Below are 15,121 nucleotides of genomic sequence, written 5' to 3'. Positions count from 1 at the left end.
GCGACCGCCGACCCCCTCTCGTGCCTCGTGCGTGCGCTCAGCGCACGTCGTCGTCGACCCAGTCGAGCGTCTTCTGCACGGCCTTCTTCCACAGCCGGTAGGTGCGATCGCGCTCGGCCTCGTCGAGCTGCGGCTCCCAGCGCCTGTCCTCCTGCCAGTTGGCGCGGAGCTCGTCGAGGTTCGCCCAGAAGCCCACCGCGAGGCCGGCCGCGTAGGCGGCACCGAGCGCCGTCGTCTCGGCGACGACGGGACGCACGACCGCGACGCGCAGGATGTCGGCCTGGAACTGCATGAGCAGGTCGTTGGCGACCATGCCGCCGTCGACCTTCAGCTCCGTGAGGTCGACGCCGGAGTCGGCGTTCACCGCATCCACGACCTCGGCGGTCTGGTACGCCGTCGACTCGAGGGCCGCGCGCGCGATGTGGCCCTTGTTGACGAAGCGCGTGAGGCCCACGAGTGCGCCGCGCGCATCCGGGCGCCAGTACGGGGCGAACAGGCCGGAGAACGCCGGCACGAAGTACGCGCCGCCGTTGTCGTCGACGCTGGTCGCGAGCTCCTCGACCGCCGGCGCGCTCGGGATGATGCCGAGGTTGTCGCGCAGCCACTGGATGAGCGAGCCCGTGACGGCGATCGAGCCCTCGAGCGCGTAGTGCGTGGGCTCGTCGCCGATCTTGTAGCCGACGGTCGTGAGCAGCCCGTTCTTCGAGTGGACGATCTCCTCGCCCGTGTTGAAGATCAGGAAGTTGCCCGTGCCGTAGGTGTTCTTCGCCTCGCCCTTGTCGAACGCGGCCTGGCCGAAGGTCGCGGCCTGCTGGTCGCCGAGGATGCCGGTGATGGGCGTCTCGCGCAGCAGGCTCGCGTCGCTCGCGATGCCGAAGTCGCCGGACGACGACCGGATCTCGGGGAGCATCGAGGCCGGCACGCCGAAGTCGGCGAGGATCGACTCGTCCCACGTGAGGGTCTCGAGATCCATGAAGAGCGTGCGCGAGGCGTTCGTCACGTCGGTCGCGTGGACGCCGCCGTCGACGCCGCCCGTGAGGTTCCACAGCACCCAGGAGTCGGTCGTGCCGAAGAGCAGGTCGCCCGCCTCGGCCCGCTCGCGCGCACCCTCGACGTTCTCGAGGATCCAGACGATCTTCGTGCCGGAGAAGTACGTCGCGAGCGGCAGACCCACCTTGGCCTTGTAGCGCTCGACGTCGCCGTCGGCGAGCCGGTCGACGATCTTCTGCGTGCGCGTGTCCTGCCACACGATGGCGTTGTAGACGGGCTCGCCCGTCGTCCTGTCCCAGACGACCGCGGTCTCGCGCTGGTTCGTGATGCCGATGGCCTTCACGTTGTGGCGGGTGACGTTGGCCTTCGAGAGCGCCTGGCCGATGACCTCGCGCGTGTTGTTCCAGATCTCCTTCGGGTCGTGCTCGACCCATCCGGCCTGGGGGAAGATCTGCTCGTGCTCGAGCTGACCGGTCGAGACGATGCTCCCGGCGTGGTCGAACAGGATGGCTCGCGTCGAGGTGGTGCCCTGATCGATCGCGATGACGTAGTCGTCGGCCATTGTCACTCCTTCGTGGTGGGTGGGGGTTCGAGGCTAGGTGGGACCGCTGTGCGCGGACCATGGGCGGCAGGGCGGAGGGGGACGCATCCCCCTCCGCCGCCGCATCAGGCCAGGTTGCCGGCGAGCAGCACCGGTGCGAGGAGACCGGCGAGCGCGCCACCGATCAGCGGGCCGACGACCGGCACCCATGCGTAGCCCCAGTCGCTGTCGCCCTTGCCGCGGATGGGCAGCACCGCGTGCGCGATGCGAGGCGCGAGGTCACGGGCGGGGTTGATGGCGTAGCCGGTCGGACCACCGAGCGACGCGCCGATCGCCACGACCGTGAACGCCACCGCGAGCGCACCCAGCGGGCCGACGACGTTCGCGTCGCCGCCGCCGCCGTTCAGGCCGAACGAGAGGATGACGAACACGAGCACGAAGGTCGCGATGATCTCGGTGACGAGGTTCCAGCCGCTCGAGCGGATGCCGGGACCCGTCGAGAACGTGCCGAGCTTCGCGCCCGCGTCCTCCTCGGCGTCGAAGTGCTGCTTGTACGACGCCCACGCGAGCACGGCGCCGATGAACGCGCCGACGAACTGACCGACGACCGAGATGGCGTAGAAGCCCCAGCGCACCTCGTTGCCGGTGGCGAGGTCGTTCATGACGAGGCCGATCGTGACGGCCGGGTTCAGCTGCGCTCCCGAGTAGCCCGAGACGAGCACGCCGGCGAAGACCGCGAGGCCCCAGCCGAAGTTGATCATGAGGAAGCCGCCGCCGAAGCCCTTCGTCTTCGCGAGCACGACGTTCGCCACGACGCCGGTGCCGAGGAGCAGCAGCATCGCCGTGCCCACGGTCTCCGACAGGAAGACCAAACCGAGATTGTCCAACTGGTACCTGCTCTCCGCTGCAGACGGGCTGCGCCCGGCCCCTCGTCGGCGAGGGGCAGCGTCAGCCTATGCCTCGGCCATGGGCTTGGACAGCGGCGACACGTCGAGCGTCGTGGTCCCGCCCGGGGCACGCCGCCGCGCACCGCTGCCGCCGCTCGTCGCTGAGGCGTAGGTTGGCTGCGACGACGCATCCGACGATGGAGGCAGGACACCATGAAGAAGCTCATCAACGACCCGTCGAAGGTCGTGGACGAGGCGGTCGCAGGCATCGCCGCAGCCCACCCCGAGCTGCGCGTCATCCAGGATCCGCCGTACGTCATCGCCCGCGCCGACGCACCCGTGCATGGCAAGGTCGCGCTCGTGTCGGGTGGCGGCTCCGGGCACGAGCCGCTGCACGGCGGGTTCGTGGGCCACGGCATGCTCGACGCGGCCGTGCCGGGCCCGATGTTCACGTCGCCGACGCCCGACCCCATCCTCGCGGCGACGAAGGCCGTCGACGCCGGCCGAGGCGTGCTGCACATCGTGAAGAACTACACGGGCGACGTGCTGAACTTCGAGACCGCTGCCGAGCTCGCGCTCGCCGAGGGCATCGAGGTCGAGACCGTCGTGACCGACGACGACGTCGCCGTGAAGGACTCGCTGTACACGGCGGGCCGGCGCGGCGTCGCGGGCACGCTGCTCGTCGAGAAGATCGCCGGGGCCGCGGCCGAGCGCGGCGACGCGCTCGCCGAGGTCGCCGAGATCGCTCGCACGGTGAACGCGAGCGTGCGCACGATGGGCATGGCGCTGTCGCCCTGCACCGTGCCGCACGCGGGCGAGCCGTCGTTCGAGCTCGGCGACGACGAGATCGAGATCGGCATCGGCATCCACGGCGAGCCCGGCCGCGAGCGCATCGCGCTCGAGCCCGCCGACGCCATCGTCGACCGCCTGCTCGAGCCCATCCTCGACGACCTGCCGTTCGCATCCGGCGACCGCGTGCTGCTCTTCGTGAACGGCATGGGCGGCACGCCGCTCGTCGAGCTCTACGTCGTGTTCCGCCGCGCCGCGGAGGTGCTCGCATCGCGCGGCATCGAGGTGACCCGATCGCTCGTCGGCAGCTACGTCACGAGCCTCGAGATGCAGGGCGCCTCCATCTCGGTGCTGCGCCTCGACGACGCGCTCACCGAGCTGTGGGACGCACCCGTGCAGTCGCCCGCGCTGCGATGGGGCCGCTGATGACGCTCGACGGCGCGTGGACGCGGCGCTGGATCGGCCTCGTCGCAGATCGCATCGCCGAGCGGAAGGCCGAGCTGACGCACCTCGATCGCGACATCGGCGACGGCGACCACGGCGAGAACCTCGACCGCGGCTTCACGGCCGTGCGCACGCGGCTCGACGACCTGGGCGACGACGCGACGCCCGGGGCCATCCTCAGGCTCGTCGCGACGACCCTCATCTCGACGGTCGGTGGTGCGAGCGGCCCGCTGTACGGCACCGCCTTCCTCAAGGCGTCGATGGCGGCGGGCGACGCCGCGACGCTCGACGACGTGCTCGTCGACGTGCTGCGCGCCGCGCGCGACGGCATCGTCGCGCGCGGCAAGGCCGAGCCCGGCGACAAGACCATGGTCGACGCGTGGACGCCGGCCGTCGACGCCGCCGCAGCCGCCACCGACCCCGAGGCGGCGCTCGCCGCCGCCGCGGACGCCGCCGAGGCGGGGGCAGCGGCCACCGAGCCGCTCGTCGCGCGCAAGGGCCGCGCCTCGTACCTCGGCGAGCGGGCCATCGGGCACCGCGACCCCGGCAGCGAGTCCACGGCCCTCATCCTGCGCGCGGCGGCCGACGCGTGAGCGTCGGCCTCGTCGTCGTCTCGCACGCGGCGCGCATCGCGGAGGGCATCGTCGAGCTCGCGGGCCAGATGGCGGGCGACGTCGCGATCGTCGCCGCGGGGGGCACCGACGACGGCGGGATCGGCACGAGCTTCGACCGCGTGATGGCGGCGCTCGGCGAGGCCGACTCCGGCGACGGCGTCGTCGTGCTGTGCGACCTGGGCTCGGCGGTGCTCACGGCCGAGACCGCGCTCGACCTGCTCGACGACGACGCCCGGGAGCGCGTCGCCATCGCCGACGCGCCGATCGTCGAGGGCGCCGTCGCCGCAGCCGTCGCCGCCCAGGCGGGCGACTCGCTCGCCGACGTGCTCGCCGCCGCACGCTCGGCGAACGGCGCGGCCGCGCCCGCCGAGGCAGCGCCCGAGCAGCCCGCGGTCGCCGATGGCGACGCACCCTCGCGCACGCTCCGGCTCGTGAACGCGTCCGGCCTGCACGCGCGGCCCGCCGCCGATCTCGTGCAGCTCGCCGCCACCTTCGACGCCCGCGTGCTCGTCGACGGCGTCGATGCGCGCAGCATGCTGCGCATCCTCGCCCTCGGGCTCGACCGCGGCGACACGGTCACGGTGTCGGCGACGGGGTCGCAGGCGCAGGAGGCGGTCGACGCGGTGGCTGCGCTCGTCGAGCGCGGCTTCGACGAGGCGTGACCCTCACGGCCGACGACGTGCGGCGGCGGCTAGCCGAGGCGCCGCTCGACGCACTCGGTCTCGACCGCGACGACCGCACGCTCGTCGACGACGCGATCGCGCGGCTGACGGACGCCGACGCGCACGTCGTCGCGCGCGCGGCATCCTCGCTGCTCGACGGCATCGGCGCCGAGGCTGCGTCGGCACCGGATCCGTTCGCCGGCGACGCGCGCCTCGCCGATCGTGCGGGGCGGCCGGCAGGCGCGCTGCCGATGCTCGCGCTCGTCGCCACCGCGGGCGACGTCGTCGCATGGCATCGGGGCAACGGCGTCGACGCGGCGACCGCGACGTCGGGCGTCGCCGACCTCGGCCAGCAGCTGCGGGTGCATCGCGCTGCGACCGGGGTCGGCGGGCTCGACACCGCCGGCTGGCTCGCGACGCCGTGGTCGGGCGCGCTGCTGCGGCACGGTGCCCTGCAGGTCGCGCACGGCAGGCACCCGAAGCTCGGCTGGGTGCGCTCCGTGCACATCCCGGGCGGGGCAGCGCTCGACCGCGCCGCCGTCGACGCCTCGCTCGCGGAGGCCGCACGCGTCGGTGCCGAGGCGTTCCCCGAGCGTGCGACGCAGCTGGTGCACTGCGCGTCGTGGATGCTCGACCCCTGGCTCGTCGAGGCGCTGCCCGGCACGCGCCTCGCGGCGTTCGCGGCCCGGTGGGATCGGCTGCCGGCGACGTCCGACGACGACGGTGCCGACGATGCGCTGTGGTTCGTGTGGGGGAGGCGGCCGCCCTGGCCGGCACGCTCGGCCCTGCCGCGCGACACGGCGCTGCGGCGCGCGCTCGCCGACCGTCTGGCGGCGGGCGGTCGACCGGTCGTGCGCGAGGGCGTGCTCGCGCGCTGAGCCCGGCCCGCGGGGGCGCGTCAGGCGACGAGGCCGCCGTACTCGTCGGGATGCTGCTGCACGATGGCGCGGACGAAGGGGCACGACGGCACGATGCTGCGGCCCGAGGCGACCGCCTCGTCGAGCGCCGCGCGCACGACCTGCGTGCCGTACCCGCGGCCGCCGACCTCGGGCAGGGTCTGCGTGTGCGGGTAGGCGCGGCGGCCGTCGTGGTCGACGTAGTCGACGAAGCTGGCGAGGGCACCGTCGACGTGCAGCTCGAAGCGGCCCCGCTCGGCGGCGTCGACGATCTCGATCGAGGCGCTCATGCGGACACCCTACGTGCGCCCGCATCGCGACACGCCAGGTCGCCTCGAGCGCGTGCGGGCGCGAGCGCCGCACGGGCGAGGGCGTCGGCGTGCGCGGCCATCGAGTCGATGACGGGCACGGGTGCGTCGCCCGGCCCGACGAGCAGCTGGATCTCGGTGCAGGCGAGCACGATGGCCTCCGCCCCCGCGTCGACGAGGCGGTCGACGACCGCGCGGTACGCCTCGCGCGACTCGTCGCGCACGATGCCCTGCGTCAGCTCGCTCCACACGATGCCGTCGACCACCGCCCGGTCGGCCGCGCCCGGGGCGATCGCGTCGACGCCGTGGCGGGCGAGACGATCGCGGTAGAACGGCTCGCGCATGACCCAGTCGGTGCCGAGCACGCCCACGCGTGCGGCGCCGAGCACGGCGGCGCTGCGAGCGACGGCGTCGCCGATGTGCTCGAGGGGCACGGTGATCGCCGCCTCCACCTGCGGCGCCACCTTGTGCATGAGGTTCGTGCAGATCGCGATGCGGTCGGCCCCGGCGGCCTCGAGCCTGCGCGCCTCGCCTGCGAGCATCGCGGCCGCGGCATCCCAGTCCTCGCGCACCTGCTGGTCGCGCACCTCGGCGAAGTCGACACTCGAGAGCAGGATGCGTGCGGAGTGGTGGCCCCCGAGCGCTTCCGCCACGCGCGCGTTGATGGCACGGTAGTAGTCGACGGTCGAGTGCCAGCTCATGCCGCCGATGAGGCCGAGGGTCTCGGTGGATGCGGTGGTCGCGTGCATGCTCCCATCGCAGCAGCCACCCGAGCCATTGGCTAGTCTTCTCTCTCTTCACGCATGCATCACGTATGCTTATGGCATGGACATCGACCCGCGCCGCGTGCTGATCTTCCGCGCCGTCGCTCGCGCGGGCTCCGTCTCGGGCGGCGCCCGCACCCTCGGGTGGACGCAGCCGGCCGTCAGCCAGCACCTCCGCACCCTCGAGGCCGAGCTCGGCACCGCGCTGCTGCTGCGCAGTCCCACGGGCGTCACGCTCACCGAGGCGGGGGAACGACTGCTCGCGCGCGCCGACGCGATCGAGGCCGCGCTGCGGCAGGCGGAGGCCGAGCTCGCCGAGCTCGCCGCGGGCGGCGGCACCGTGACGCTCGCGGCATTCCCGTCTGCGATGGCCGACATCGTGCCGCGTGCGATCGCACGCCTCCTCGCGGAGGCGCCGCAGGTGCAGGTGCGCGTCGTCGAGGCGGAGCCCCCCGAGGCGCTCGCCGCCGTCGCCGCGAACGACGTCGACCTGGCCGTGGTGTTCGAGTACGCCGAGTCGCACGACGATGTCGGGCTCGAGCGCATCGCCCTCGGCGACGATCCGAGCCTCGTCGTCGTGCCGCGCGAGCACCGCCTCGCAGGTGCCGACGCCATCGCGCTCGCCGACCTCGCAGCCGACCGCTGGGTCGCGGGGTGCCCGCGCTGCCGCACGCACCTCGAGGCGCTCGCGGGCCGCGCCGGCTTCACGCCCGACATCCAGCACTCGACCGACGACCTCGTCGCCGCCCAGTCGTTCGTCGCCTGCACGGGCGCCGTGGCGCTGCTGCCCGCGATGGGCGTCGCGGCGCACACCCGCTCCGACGTCGTGGCGAAGCCGCTCGCCGACGGCTCGGGCAGGGCGCTCAGCATCCGCCATCGCCCGGGTGCCGACCGCGTGCCCGCGATCGAAGCCGTCGCCGACGCCATCGCCGCGGTCGTGCGAGCGCCGATGGAGGCTGGCGCGCGCTAGCGGCGAGGCCTCAGCGGCGCTCGCCGAGCTCGAGGATGCGGTGCAGCAGGACGAGCACGTCGTCGGGCAGGGCGGGCTCGACGAGCGTGACGTCGATGCGCGTCTCGATCGTCACGCGCCAGACGTAGGCGTCGCGCAGGCGATCGTCGTCGTCGGCCGCGAGCCCCACGAGCTCGCCGGACTCGACGAGCGCCTCGAGGGCCCGCTGGTCGCGGCTGGGCAGGGCGGACTCCGGCAGCTCGCCGACGCGCTCGCGCCCGAGGAGCCCTCCCGAGCGTGCGACGCGCACCGTCTCGGCGTCGTCGACCGTGCTCGGGCTCGAGCCGCGCGACCCGCCCGTGACGCCCACGGCATCCCACGCGGCTGCGATCGCGCCGCGCTCGCGCGAGTCGGCACCGAATCGGGCCTCGGCCGCGGCCACGGTCGCTGCGGCGAACGAGGCGAAGTCGGCGCGCACGTCGATCGAGCCGTTCGTGAGCACGTCGAGCCACACGAGGCCCGCGTGCTCCCACGCGCGACCGCCGATGGCCGTCGCCGCCAGGTAGAAGGCGTGGTTCGGGATGCCCGAGTTGATGTGCACCCCGCCGTTGTCGCTCGACGTCTCGACGTAGTCGGCCATCGTCGCGGGCTGCGGATCCCTGCCGAGCGCCGGGTCGTCGTACGCGGTGCCCGGCGCCCGCAGCGAGCGCAGGGCGATGCCCTGCACGCCCTCGGCGAAGAGGCCCGCGCCGACGAGCCAGTCGGCCTCGTCGGTCGTCTGCCCGAGCGCGTGCTGCTTGGCGAGCGAGCCGATGACGTCGGCCACCGACTCGTTCAGCGCGCCCGACTGCCCTTGGTAGACGAGATCGGTCGTCGCCTGCACGAGGCCGTGCGCGAGCTCGTGGCCGATGACGTCGACCGCGCCGGTGAAGCCGAGGAAGACCCGGCCGTCGCCGTCGCCGAAGACCATGCGCTCGCCGTTCCAGAACGCGTTGTCGTACGCCTCGCCGTAGTGCACGGTCGCGAGCAGCGGCATGCCAGCGCCATCGAGCGAGTCGCGCCCGAAGGCCTCGTGCAGCAGCGTCCACGTGATGCCGAGGCCGTCGTACGCCTCGTCGACCGCGACGTCGCCAGCGGGCTCGTCGCCCTCCCTCCGCGCCGTCGTGCCCGGCAGCCGCATCGTGCCCTGCGCGTCGGCGATCGTGCGCTGCGGCGCGGCGGCGGACGTGTCGGCGCGCAGGCTCGGAGCGGCCGGCGACGACTCGGGCTGGGACGAGCGGCGCGCCGTGCGCACCGCCTCGTCGAGGGTGAGGGTGCGCTGCGCGTGCCGCGCGACCTCGGCGTCGGCGTGATCGCCGAGTCGCTCGAGCAGGAACGGAGGGACGATGCCGTGCATGCCACCGACCATACGAGCGGGCACCGACACGGCGCACGCGCCGAGGACCGGGCGCGTCGCCGTCGCCGCGTTCCGCAGCATCGGCGCCCCATAGGAGCGGCGCATAGGCTCGACGCATCCCCTTGCCCACCGTGGAACGAACGAGGCTGCCGTCATGACCGCGAAGACCTGGAACATCCTCGGCATCGTCGCTGCCGCGCTCGTGATCGTCGTGGTCGCGGTGCTGCTCGTGACGCGACCGTGGGAGGCGTCCACCGCAGCGGCGCCCGAGGGCGAGGTCACGGCCGCCGACACGCTCGCGGAGGACACGCACATCCTCGACGACGCCGGCGAGGGCGCCCCCGTCGTCGTCGAGTTCCTCGACTTCGAGTGCCCGTCGTGCGCCCTCATCCATCCCACGATGGAGGACCTGCGCGCCGAGCACGAGGGCGACGTGACCTTCGCGGTGCGCTACTTCCCGCTCGGCGTCCACCAGAACGCCTTCCCCGCCGCGATCGCGGCGGAGGCCGCCGCCCAGCAGGGCGAGTTCGAGGCCATGTACCAGCGTCTGTTCGAGACCCACACCGACTGGGCGGGCACCGACGGCGCCGCGGAGACGTTCCGCGGCTTCGCCGAGGAGCTCGGGCTCGACATGGACGCCTACGACGCCGCCGTCGCCGACCCGGCGACGGGCGACCGCGTGCAGGCCGACTACGACGCGGGCGTCGCGCTCGGCGTCGAGTCCACCCCGAGCATCTTCGTCGACGGCGAGCCGCTCGAGCTGCAGCAGCTCTCCGACATCGACGACGCCATCGAGGCGGCGCTCGCCGACTGACGCAGGCCGGCGTCGCCCGTGTCGCCGGTGCGTGCGAGGATGCCGCCGAGCGAGGAGGCGGCATGGACGTGACGATCGAGGGCGACGTCATCGAGTGGCGGGGGCCCGCGCCCTTCCACTTCGTGCGCGTGCCCGATGCCGAGGCGGAGGCGATCCGCGACCTCGCGGCGATGGTCTCCTACGGCTGGGGCGTGATCCCCGTGCGCGGGCACCTCGGCGACACGACGTTCACGACCTCGCTCTTCCCGCGCGAGGGCGGCTACCTGGTGCCGCTGAAGGATGCCGTGCGTCGCGCCGAGGGCGTGGCGCTCGGCGACCGCGTCGCCGTGCGCCTGCGGATCGGCTGACGGAGCGGCGCCGCAGGACGAAGGCGGCCCGTGGCTCAGAGGGCCTCGAGCAGCTCCTGCATCTCGTCGACCTCGGCCTGCTGCGTCGCGGCGATCGTCGTGGCGAGCGCGAGGGCGTCGGGATCGGCGCCGTCGTCGAGCTGCGTCCGCGCCATCGCGACGGCTCCCTCGTGGTGGGCGATCATGCCCTCCAGGAACAGCCGCGACGCGGCGGCGCCGTCGGCTGCCTCGAGGTCGGCGAGCTCGTCGTCCGAGAGCATGCCGTCGTCGCCGTGCTCCATGCCGTCGTGCGCATCCGCGTCGACGCCCCACGCCTCGAGCCAGCCCCGCATCTGCTCGATCTCGGGCACCTGCGCATCGCGGATGCGCACGGCCAGGTCGGCGACGCGCGGATCGAGGTCCGGCGTGGCGAGCACGATGCCGGCCATCTCGACCGCTTGCTCATGGTGGGGGATCATCATGGCCGCGAACGCCACGTCGGCGTCCGACGCCGTCGACGCCTCCGCGCTCGAGGCGGGTGCGCCGTGGCCCCCGTGAGCGTCGCCGTGCCCGTCGGCTGGTGCTCCGGCGGAGGCGCAGCCCATGAGCGCGACGGCGACGAGTGCGAGGGTCGCGAGCGTGGCGCGCGGACGATGGGGCACGGGGTTCCTCTCGGGCGTGCGGATCGGGCCGGAGCCGATCCGCAGGGGATGGGTCATCGCGCGCCGAGCACGGCGGCGACGCTGCGCTCGGGGCGGAGGTCGAGCCTGCGCAGCAGCTGGGCGTTCGCGGCGACGACGATGGTCGACAGCGACATGAGCACGGCGCCGACCGACATCGGCAGCACGAATCCGATGGGCGCGAGCACCCCCGCGGCCAGCGGCACGGACAGGAGGTTGTAGCCCGCCGCCCACCACAGGTTCTGACGCATCGTGCGGTAGCCGGCGCGCGAGAGCTCGATGACGGAGACCACGGAGCGCGGGTCGGAGCCCGCGAGGACGACCCCGGCCGAGGCGATCGCGACGTCGGTGCCCGCGCCGATCGCGATGCCGACGTCGGCGCGCGCGAGCGCGGGCGCGTCGTTCACGCCGTCGCCGACCATCGCGACCGTGCGGCCCTCGGCCTGCAGCGTCGCGACGTGCTGCGCCTTCTCCTCGGGGCGCACGTCTGCGACGACGCGGTCGATGCCGAGCTGGGCGGCGACCGAGCGCGCGACGGGTGCGGCATCGCCCGTGAGCATGACGACCTCGATCCCGAGGGCCTGCATGGCCCGGACCGCGTCGGCGGACTCGGGGCGGATGTCGTCGGCGAGGCGCAGCGCCCCGACGACGACGCCGTCGCGCACGACGTGCAACGCCGTCGCGCCCTCGATCGCCCAGTCGGCCGCGGGTGCCGCGGGCTCGAGCCGAGCGTCTCGCAGCATGCGCGGGCCGCCCACGAGCACGCGGGCGTGGCCGATCGTCGCGGCGACGCCCACGGCGGGCGACGAGGTCACGTCGACCGCGTGCGGAACGATCACGCGTGCGTCCTCGGCCGCGCGCACGATCGCGCGGGCGAGCGGATGCTCGCTGTCGGCCTCCGCGGCCGCGGCGAGCGCGAGCACCGCATCGGCGTCGAGGCCCGAGAGCGGCACGATCGCGGTGACGGCGGGCTCGCCGCGCGTGAGCGTGCCCGTCTTGTCGAGCACGACGGCGTCGACGGTGCGCATGCGCTCGAGCGCCAGTCGATCCTTCACGAGCACGCCGCCTCGGGCGGCGCGCTCGGTCGCGATGGCGACGACGAGCGGGATCGCGAGGCCGAGGGCGTGCGGGCACGCGATGACGAGCACCGTGACCGTGCGGATGACGGCCTCCTCCGGCGTGCCGAGCAGCATCCATGCGACCGCCGTCGCGACGGCGGCGCCGAGGGCGAACCAGAACAGCAGCGCCGCAGCGCGATCCGCGAGCCGCTGCGCACGCGACGACGACGCCTGCGCGTCGGCGACGAGCCTGCGGATGCCGGCGAGCGCCGTGTCGTCGCCCGTCGCGACGACCTCGACGCGCAGGCTCGAGTCGGTCGCGACCGTGCCTGCGGTGACGGCGTCGCCGATGCCGCGCGTCACGGTGCGTGACTCGCCCGTCACCATCGACTCGTCGAGCGCGGCGGAGCCGTCGACGACGCGCCCATCGGCGGGCACGGCCGCGCCGGGACGCACGACGACGACGTCGCCGACGAGGAGGTCGGCGGGGGCGACCAGCTCGAGCCCCGTCGCGGTCACGCGCTCGGCCTCGTCGGGCAGCAGCGATGCGAGCGCGTCGAGCGCCGAGGTCGTCTGCGCGAGCGAGCGCATCTCGATCCAGTGGCCGAGGAGCATGACGACGACGAGGAGCGCGAGCTCCCACCAGAAGTCGAGGTGATGCGCCGCGATGCCGAGCGATGCGAGCCAGGATGCGACGAATGCCACGGTGATGGCGAGCGCGACCAGCAGCATCATGCCCGGCTGCCGCGCGCGCAGCTCGTCGGCGGCGCCCCGCAGGAACGGCCAGCCACCCCAGGCGTAGACGACCGTGCCGAGCACGGGGGAGACCCATGCGACGCCTGGCACCTCGGGCAGGGCGTAGCCGACGATCGACGCGAACATGCCGGAGAGCGCGACCGTCGGCACCGCGAGCGCCAGCACGATCCAGAATCGCGATCGGAACTGCGCGACGTGATCGCCATGGCCGCCGTGGCCTGCATGGCCGCCGTGGTCTGCGTGGCCTGCATGGCCGCCGTGGTCCGCGTGCATCGCGGAGCCGCCGTCCTCCGCGTGCCCCGTGTGCTCCGCGTTGCCCGCGTGCTGGCGGGCGTCGTGCTGCGTCATGTGTCCCTCCCGATACCCCAAGGGGGTATGTCCGCGCCCCATCATACCCCCCTGGGGTATCAATGTCGATGCCAGGGATGAGCGAGACGAGGGCTCGGGCACGGCCTCGGAATCGACCAGCGACGCGCCGTCCGGCGACAAGTCGTCGACGCGGCAGGGTGCTCGCGGGCGAGAGGGACGCTGCTCCTCGCTCTGGAGCGCAAGATTCCCGTATCTTTCCTGCGTGATGGGCAGCGCGTGCAGGCCGCGCAGGCGCATGCTGAGAGCACGGACGACGACCGTCGACCAGCAGCGCGATCCGCGGCATCCGAGGAACCGGGCGCACGCGGCAGCATGAGGGGAGCGACCCATGGCAGATCGCGACAGCGATGGCGACACGCAGGCACGGTGGCCCGACGAAGTCGTCGAGGCACCGTTCGGGCAGTGGCTCGGGCTCATCAACCACGGCGAGTGATGCCATCGCGCGACCCGCGGGGTCGCGCGTGCGTCGTCAGAAGTCGATCAGGTCGATCTCGACGCCCGTGATGAGCGTGCCGAGCTCGAGGCCCTCGGCCTCGCGCACGGCGCGCTTCACGGGCAGCACGTACGTCGACGCATCCCCGGGGAAGATCGAGGTGCGGAAGCTCGTCGCGCCGATGCGCGCGTCGACGCGCACGGAGCCCCAACCGCCTGCCTGTTCGCCGACGACCTCGCGGATCTCGGCGCCGGCCTCCGCAGGCACGTCGACGAAGGTCCACAGCTCGCGGCGCGCCGACCAGCGGTAGAGCTCCGCGTCGAACACGTAGCGCATCAGCGGGCCCCCGACTCGGGGTCGAGGCGATCGAGCACCGCGGCGAGGGGCTCGGCCCGGGCCATGCGCCACCCCGTGCCCGCCCACACGTGCAGCAGGGCCGGGTCTCCGGCCGCCGCGGCGGCCGAGCGCATCGGGCGCGTGAGGTGGTGCAGAGCGGGGTAGCCGGAGGGCGCGTCGGCATGCGCGTCGACGAAGGCCGTCGCGAGGGCGCGTGCCGGCCGACCGGTGAACGCGCGGGTCAGCGCCGTCCGCTCGTACGCGTCGTCGACGAGGGCAGCGCGGTGCGTCGCCGACGTGCCCGCCTCGTCGGCGAGCAGCACGGCGGTGCCGACGGCGACCGCCTCGGCGCCGGCGTCGAGCGCAGCGCGCACGGCCCCACGATCGGCGATGCCACCCGCCGCGACGATCGGGAGGTCGACGGCTGCGGCGACGCCGCGCACGAGGGTCTCGAGCGGCACGTCGGCGGGCACGGCATCCTGCGCCCACACGCCGGAGTGCCCGCCTGCCCCGACGCCCTGCACGACGAGCGCGTCGACGCCCGCGGCTGCGGCTGCCCGGGCCTCCTCGATCGACGTCACCGTCTGCATGGTCGCGATGCCCGCGGCGGCGAGCGTGCGCAGGTCGTGGGCGCTCGGCAGCCCGAACGTCAGGCTCACGAGCGGCACGCGCTCGGCGACGACGACGGCGAGCTTCGCCTCCCACGCGTCGTCGTCCTCGGTGCGCGGCACCATCGCGGCGTCGGGGAGGAGCGAGCGGGCGTCGGGCTCGATCGCGCGCCAGTACGCCTCGTAGTCGTGCTCGTCGATGGGATGCGGGTTCGGCACGAAGAGGTTGACGCCGAAGCGCACCGCGCCGAGCGCGCGGGTCTCGGCGATGCGCTGCCGCAGCGCGTCGGCGCCGAGGTATCCCGCTGCGAGCTGCGCGAACGCACCGTGCGACTCGGCTGCCGCGACGAGCGCGGGCGTCGTGGGCCCGCCTGCCATCGGTGCGACGCAGACGCGTCGCGCGGACGCGAGGGGCTCGGGCAGCGGCATGCACCCATCCTGCCCCCCTCGACGCCGGACGGCGGGCGCCCGCGGTCGCCGCGGGCGAGTCGGCGAGGTGCG

The 15,121-nt window shown here is 74.0% G+C and carries 16 protein-coding genes; 7 read left to right on the top strand and 9 right to left on the bottom strand.

Annotation, left to right across the window (positions count from 1 at the left end; all coding sequences use genetic code 11):
* Positions 1-37: 37 nt before the first annotated feature.
* Both glpK and ACFQPP_RS06660 read right to left on the bottom strand, forming a co-directional pair.
* Positions 38-1,552: a glycerol kinase GlpK gene (gene glpK, locus ACFQPP_RS06665; RefSeq protein WP_376915774.1), complete on the bottom strand. Its 1,515-nt coding sequence runs from the start codon at positions 1,550-1,552 to the stop codon at positions 38-40.
* 104 nt (positions 1,553-1,656) lie between these two features.
* On the bottom strand, positions 1,657-2,370 hold the full coding sequence (locus ACFQPP_RS06660) for an MIP/aquaporin family protein (RefSeq protein WP_376916768.1): 714 nt from the start codon (positions 2,368-2,370) through the stop codon (positions 1,657-1,659).
* A gap of 261 nt (positions 2,371-2,631) precedes the next feature.
* Here ACFQPP_RS06660 and dhaK point away from each other — a divergent pair, with 261 nt between their 5' ends.
* The 4 genes from dhaK to ACFQPP_RS06640 are packed head-to-tail and all read left to right on the top strand — an operon-like array spanning position 2,632 to position 5,805.
* Positions 2,632-3,633 (top strand): dihydroxyacetone kinase subunit DhaK, encoded by a 1,002-nt coding sequence (gene dhaK / locus ACFQPP_RS06655; RefSeq protein ID WP_376915773.1) that lies wholly within the window; start codon positions 2,632-2,634, stop codon positions 3,631-3,633.
* Positions 3,633-4,244 carry a dihydroxyacetone kinase subunit DhaL gene (dhaL, locus tag ACFQPP_RS06650; protein WP_376915771.1) on the top strand — a complete coding sequence of 204 codons (612 nt, stop codon included), beginning with the start codon at positions 3,633-3,635 and terminating at the stop codon, positions 4,242-4,244. Before dhaK ends, dhaL begins: the two co-directional genes overlap by 1 nt.
* Entirely contained in the window at positions 4,241-4,927 is a 687-nt protein-coding gene (gene dhaM / locus ACFQPP_RS06645) for a dihydroxyacetone kinase phosphoryl donor subunit DhaM (RefSeq protein WP_376915769.1), read from the top strand. The genes dhaL and dhaM overlap by 4 nt, the downstream gene beginning before the upstream one ends.
* A complete protein-coding gene (locus ACFQPP_RS06640) occupies positions 4,924-5,805 on the top strand; it encodes an acyltransferase domain-containing protein (RefSeq protein WP_376915768.1) in 882 nt (293 codons plus the stop codon). Before dhaM ends, ACFQPP_RS06640 begins: the two co-directional genes overlap by 4 nt.
* Positions 5,806-5,825: 20 nt before the next feature.
* On the opposite strand, the gene ACFQPP_RS06635 is transcribed toward ACFQPP_RS06640, so the two are convergent.
* Positions 5,826-6,113 (bottom strand): GNAT family N-acetyltransferase, encoded by a 288-nt coding sequence (locus ACFQPP_RS06635; protein WP_376915767.1) that lies wholly within the window; start codon positions 6,111-6,113, stop codon positions 5,826-5,828.
* On the bottom strand, positions 6,110-6,880 hold the full coding sequence (locus ACFQPP_RS06630; RefSeq protein WP_376915766.1) for an aspartate/glutamate racemase family protein: 771 nt from the start codon (positions 6,878-6,880) through the stop codon (positions 6,110-6,112). Before ACFQPP_RS06630 ends, ACFQPP_RS06635 begins: the two co-directional genes overlap by 4 nt.
* 76 nt (positions 6,881-6,956) lie before the next feature.
* On the opposite strand from ACFQPP_RS06630, the gene ACFQPP_RS06625 reads away from it, so the two are divergent.
* Entirely contained in the window at positions 6,957-7,865 is a 909-nt protein-coding gene (locus ACFQPP_RS06625) for a LysR substrate-binding domain-containing protein (RefSeq protein ID WP_376915765.1), read from the top strand.
* A gap of 10 nt (positions 7,866-7,875) precedes the next feature.
* Here the strand turns inward: ACFQPP_RS06625 and ACFQPP_RS06620 are convergent, their stop codons facing one another.
* Positions 7,876-9,240 carry a M4 family metallopeptidase gene (locus ACFQPP_RS06620; RefSeq protein ID WP_376915764.1) on the bottom strand — a complete coding sequence of 455 codons (1,365 nt, stop codon included), beginning with the start codon at positions 9,238-9,240 and terminating at the stop codon, positions 7,876-7,878.
* A 154-nt stretch (positions 9,241-9,394) separates the two neighbouring features.
* Between ACFQPP_RS06620 and ACFQPP_RS06615 the strand changes: the two genes are divergently transcribed.
* Together ACFQPP_RS06615 and ACFQPP_RS06610 are read left to right on the top strand one after the other, a co-directional pair.
* The gene (locus ACFQPP_RS06615; RefSeq protein ID WP_376915762.1) at positions 9,395-10,054 is read left to right on the top strand and encodes a DsbA family protein; all 660 of its coding nucleotides are present in this window, start codon (positions 9,395-9,397) and stop codon (positions 10,052-10,054) included.
* Between the two features lie 62 nt (positions 10,055-10,116).
* Positions 10,117-10,401 carry a DUF1905 domain-containing protein gene (locus ACFQPP_RS06610; protein ID WP_376915760.1) on the top strand — a complete coding sequence of 95 codons (285 nt, stop codon included), beginning with the start codon at positions 10,117-10,119 and terminating at the stop codon, positions 10,399-10,401.
* Positions 10,402-10,436: 35 nt separating this feature from the next.
* Here the strand turns inward: ACFQPP_RS06610 and ACFQPP_RS06605 are convergent, their stop codons facing one another.
* The 4 genes from ACFQPP_RS06605 to ACFQPP_RS06590 form a co-directional block, all read right to left on the bottom strand.
* Entirely contained in the window at positions 10,437-11,042 is a 606-nt protein-coding gene (locus ACFQPP_RS06605; RefSeq protein ID WP_376915759.1) for a DUF305 domain-containing protein, read from the bottom strand.
* Positions 11,043-11,095: 53 nt separating this feature from the next.
* Positions 11,096-13,222 carry a heavy metal translocating P-type ATPase gene (locus ACFQPP_RS06600; protein ID WP_376915757.1) on the bottom strand — a complete coding sequence of 709 codons (2,127 nt, stop codon included), beginning with the start codon at positions 13,220-13,222 and terminating at the stop codon, positions 11,096-11,098.
* Positions 13,223-13,712: 490 nt separating this feature from the next.
* Entirely contained in the window at positions 13,713-14,012 is a 300-nt protein-coding gene (locus tag ACFQPP_RS06595) for a DUF1905 domain-containing protein (RefSeq protein WP_376915755.1), read from the bottom strand.
* A complete protein-coding gene (locus ACFQPP_RS06590; protein WP_376915753.1) occupies positions 14,012-15,049 on the bottom strand; it encodes a nitronate monooxygenase in 1,038 nt (345 codons plus the stop codon). Before ACFQPP_RS06590 ends, ACFQPP_RS06595 begins: the two co-directional genes overlap by 1 nt.
* Positions 15,050-15,121 lie beyond the last annotated feature (72 nt).

The sequence above is a fragment of the Agrococcus sp. GCM10030265 genome, assembly GCF_042666675.1.
Lineage (GTDB): Bacteria > Actinomycetota > Actinomycetes > Actinomycetales > Microbacteriaceae > Agrococcus.
Note: the sequence above shows the minus strand (reverse complement) of the source record. Positions and strands in the feature narration are given on the sequence as shown.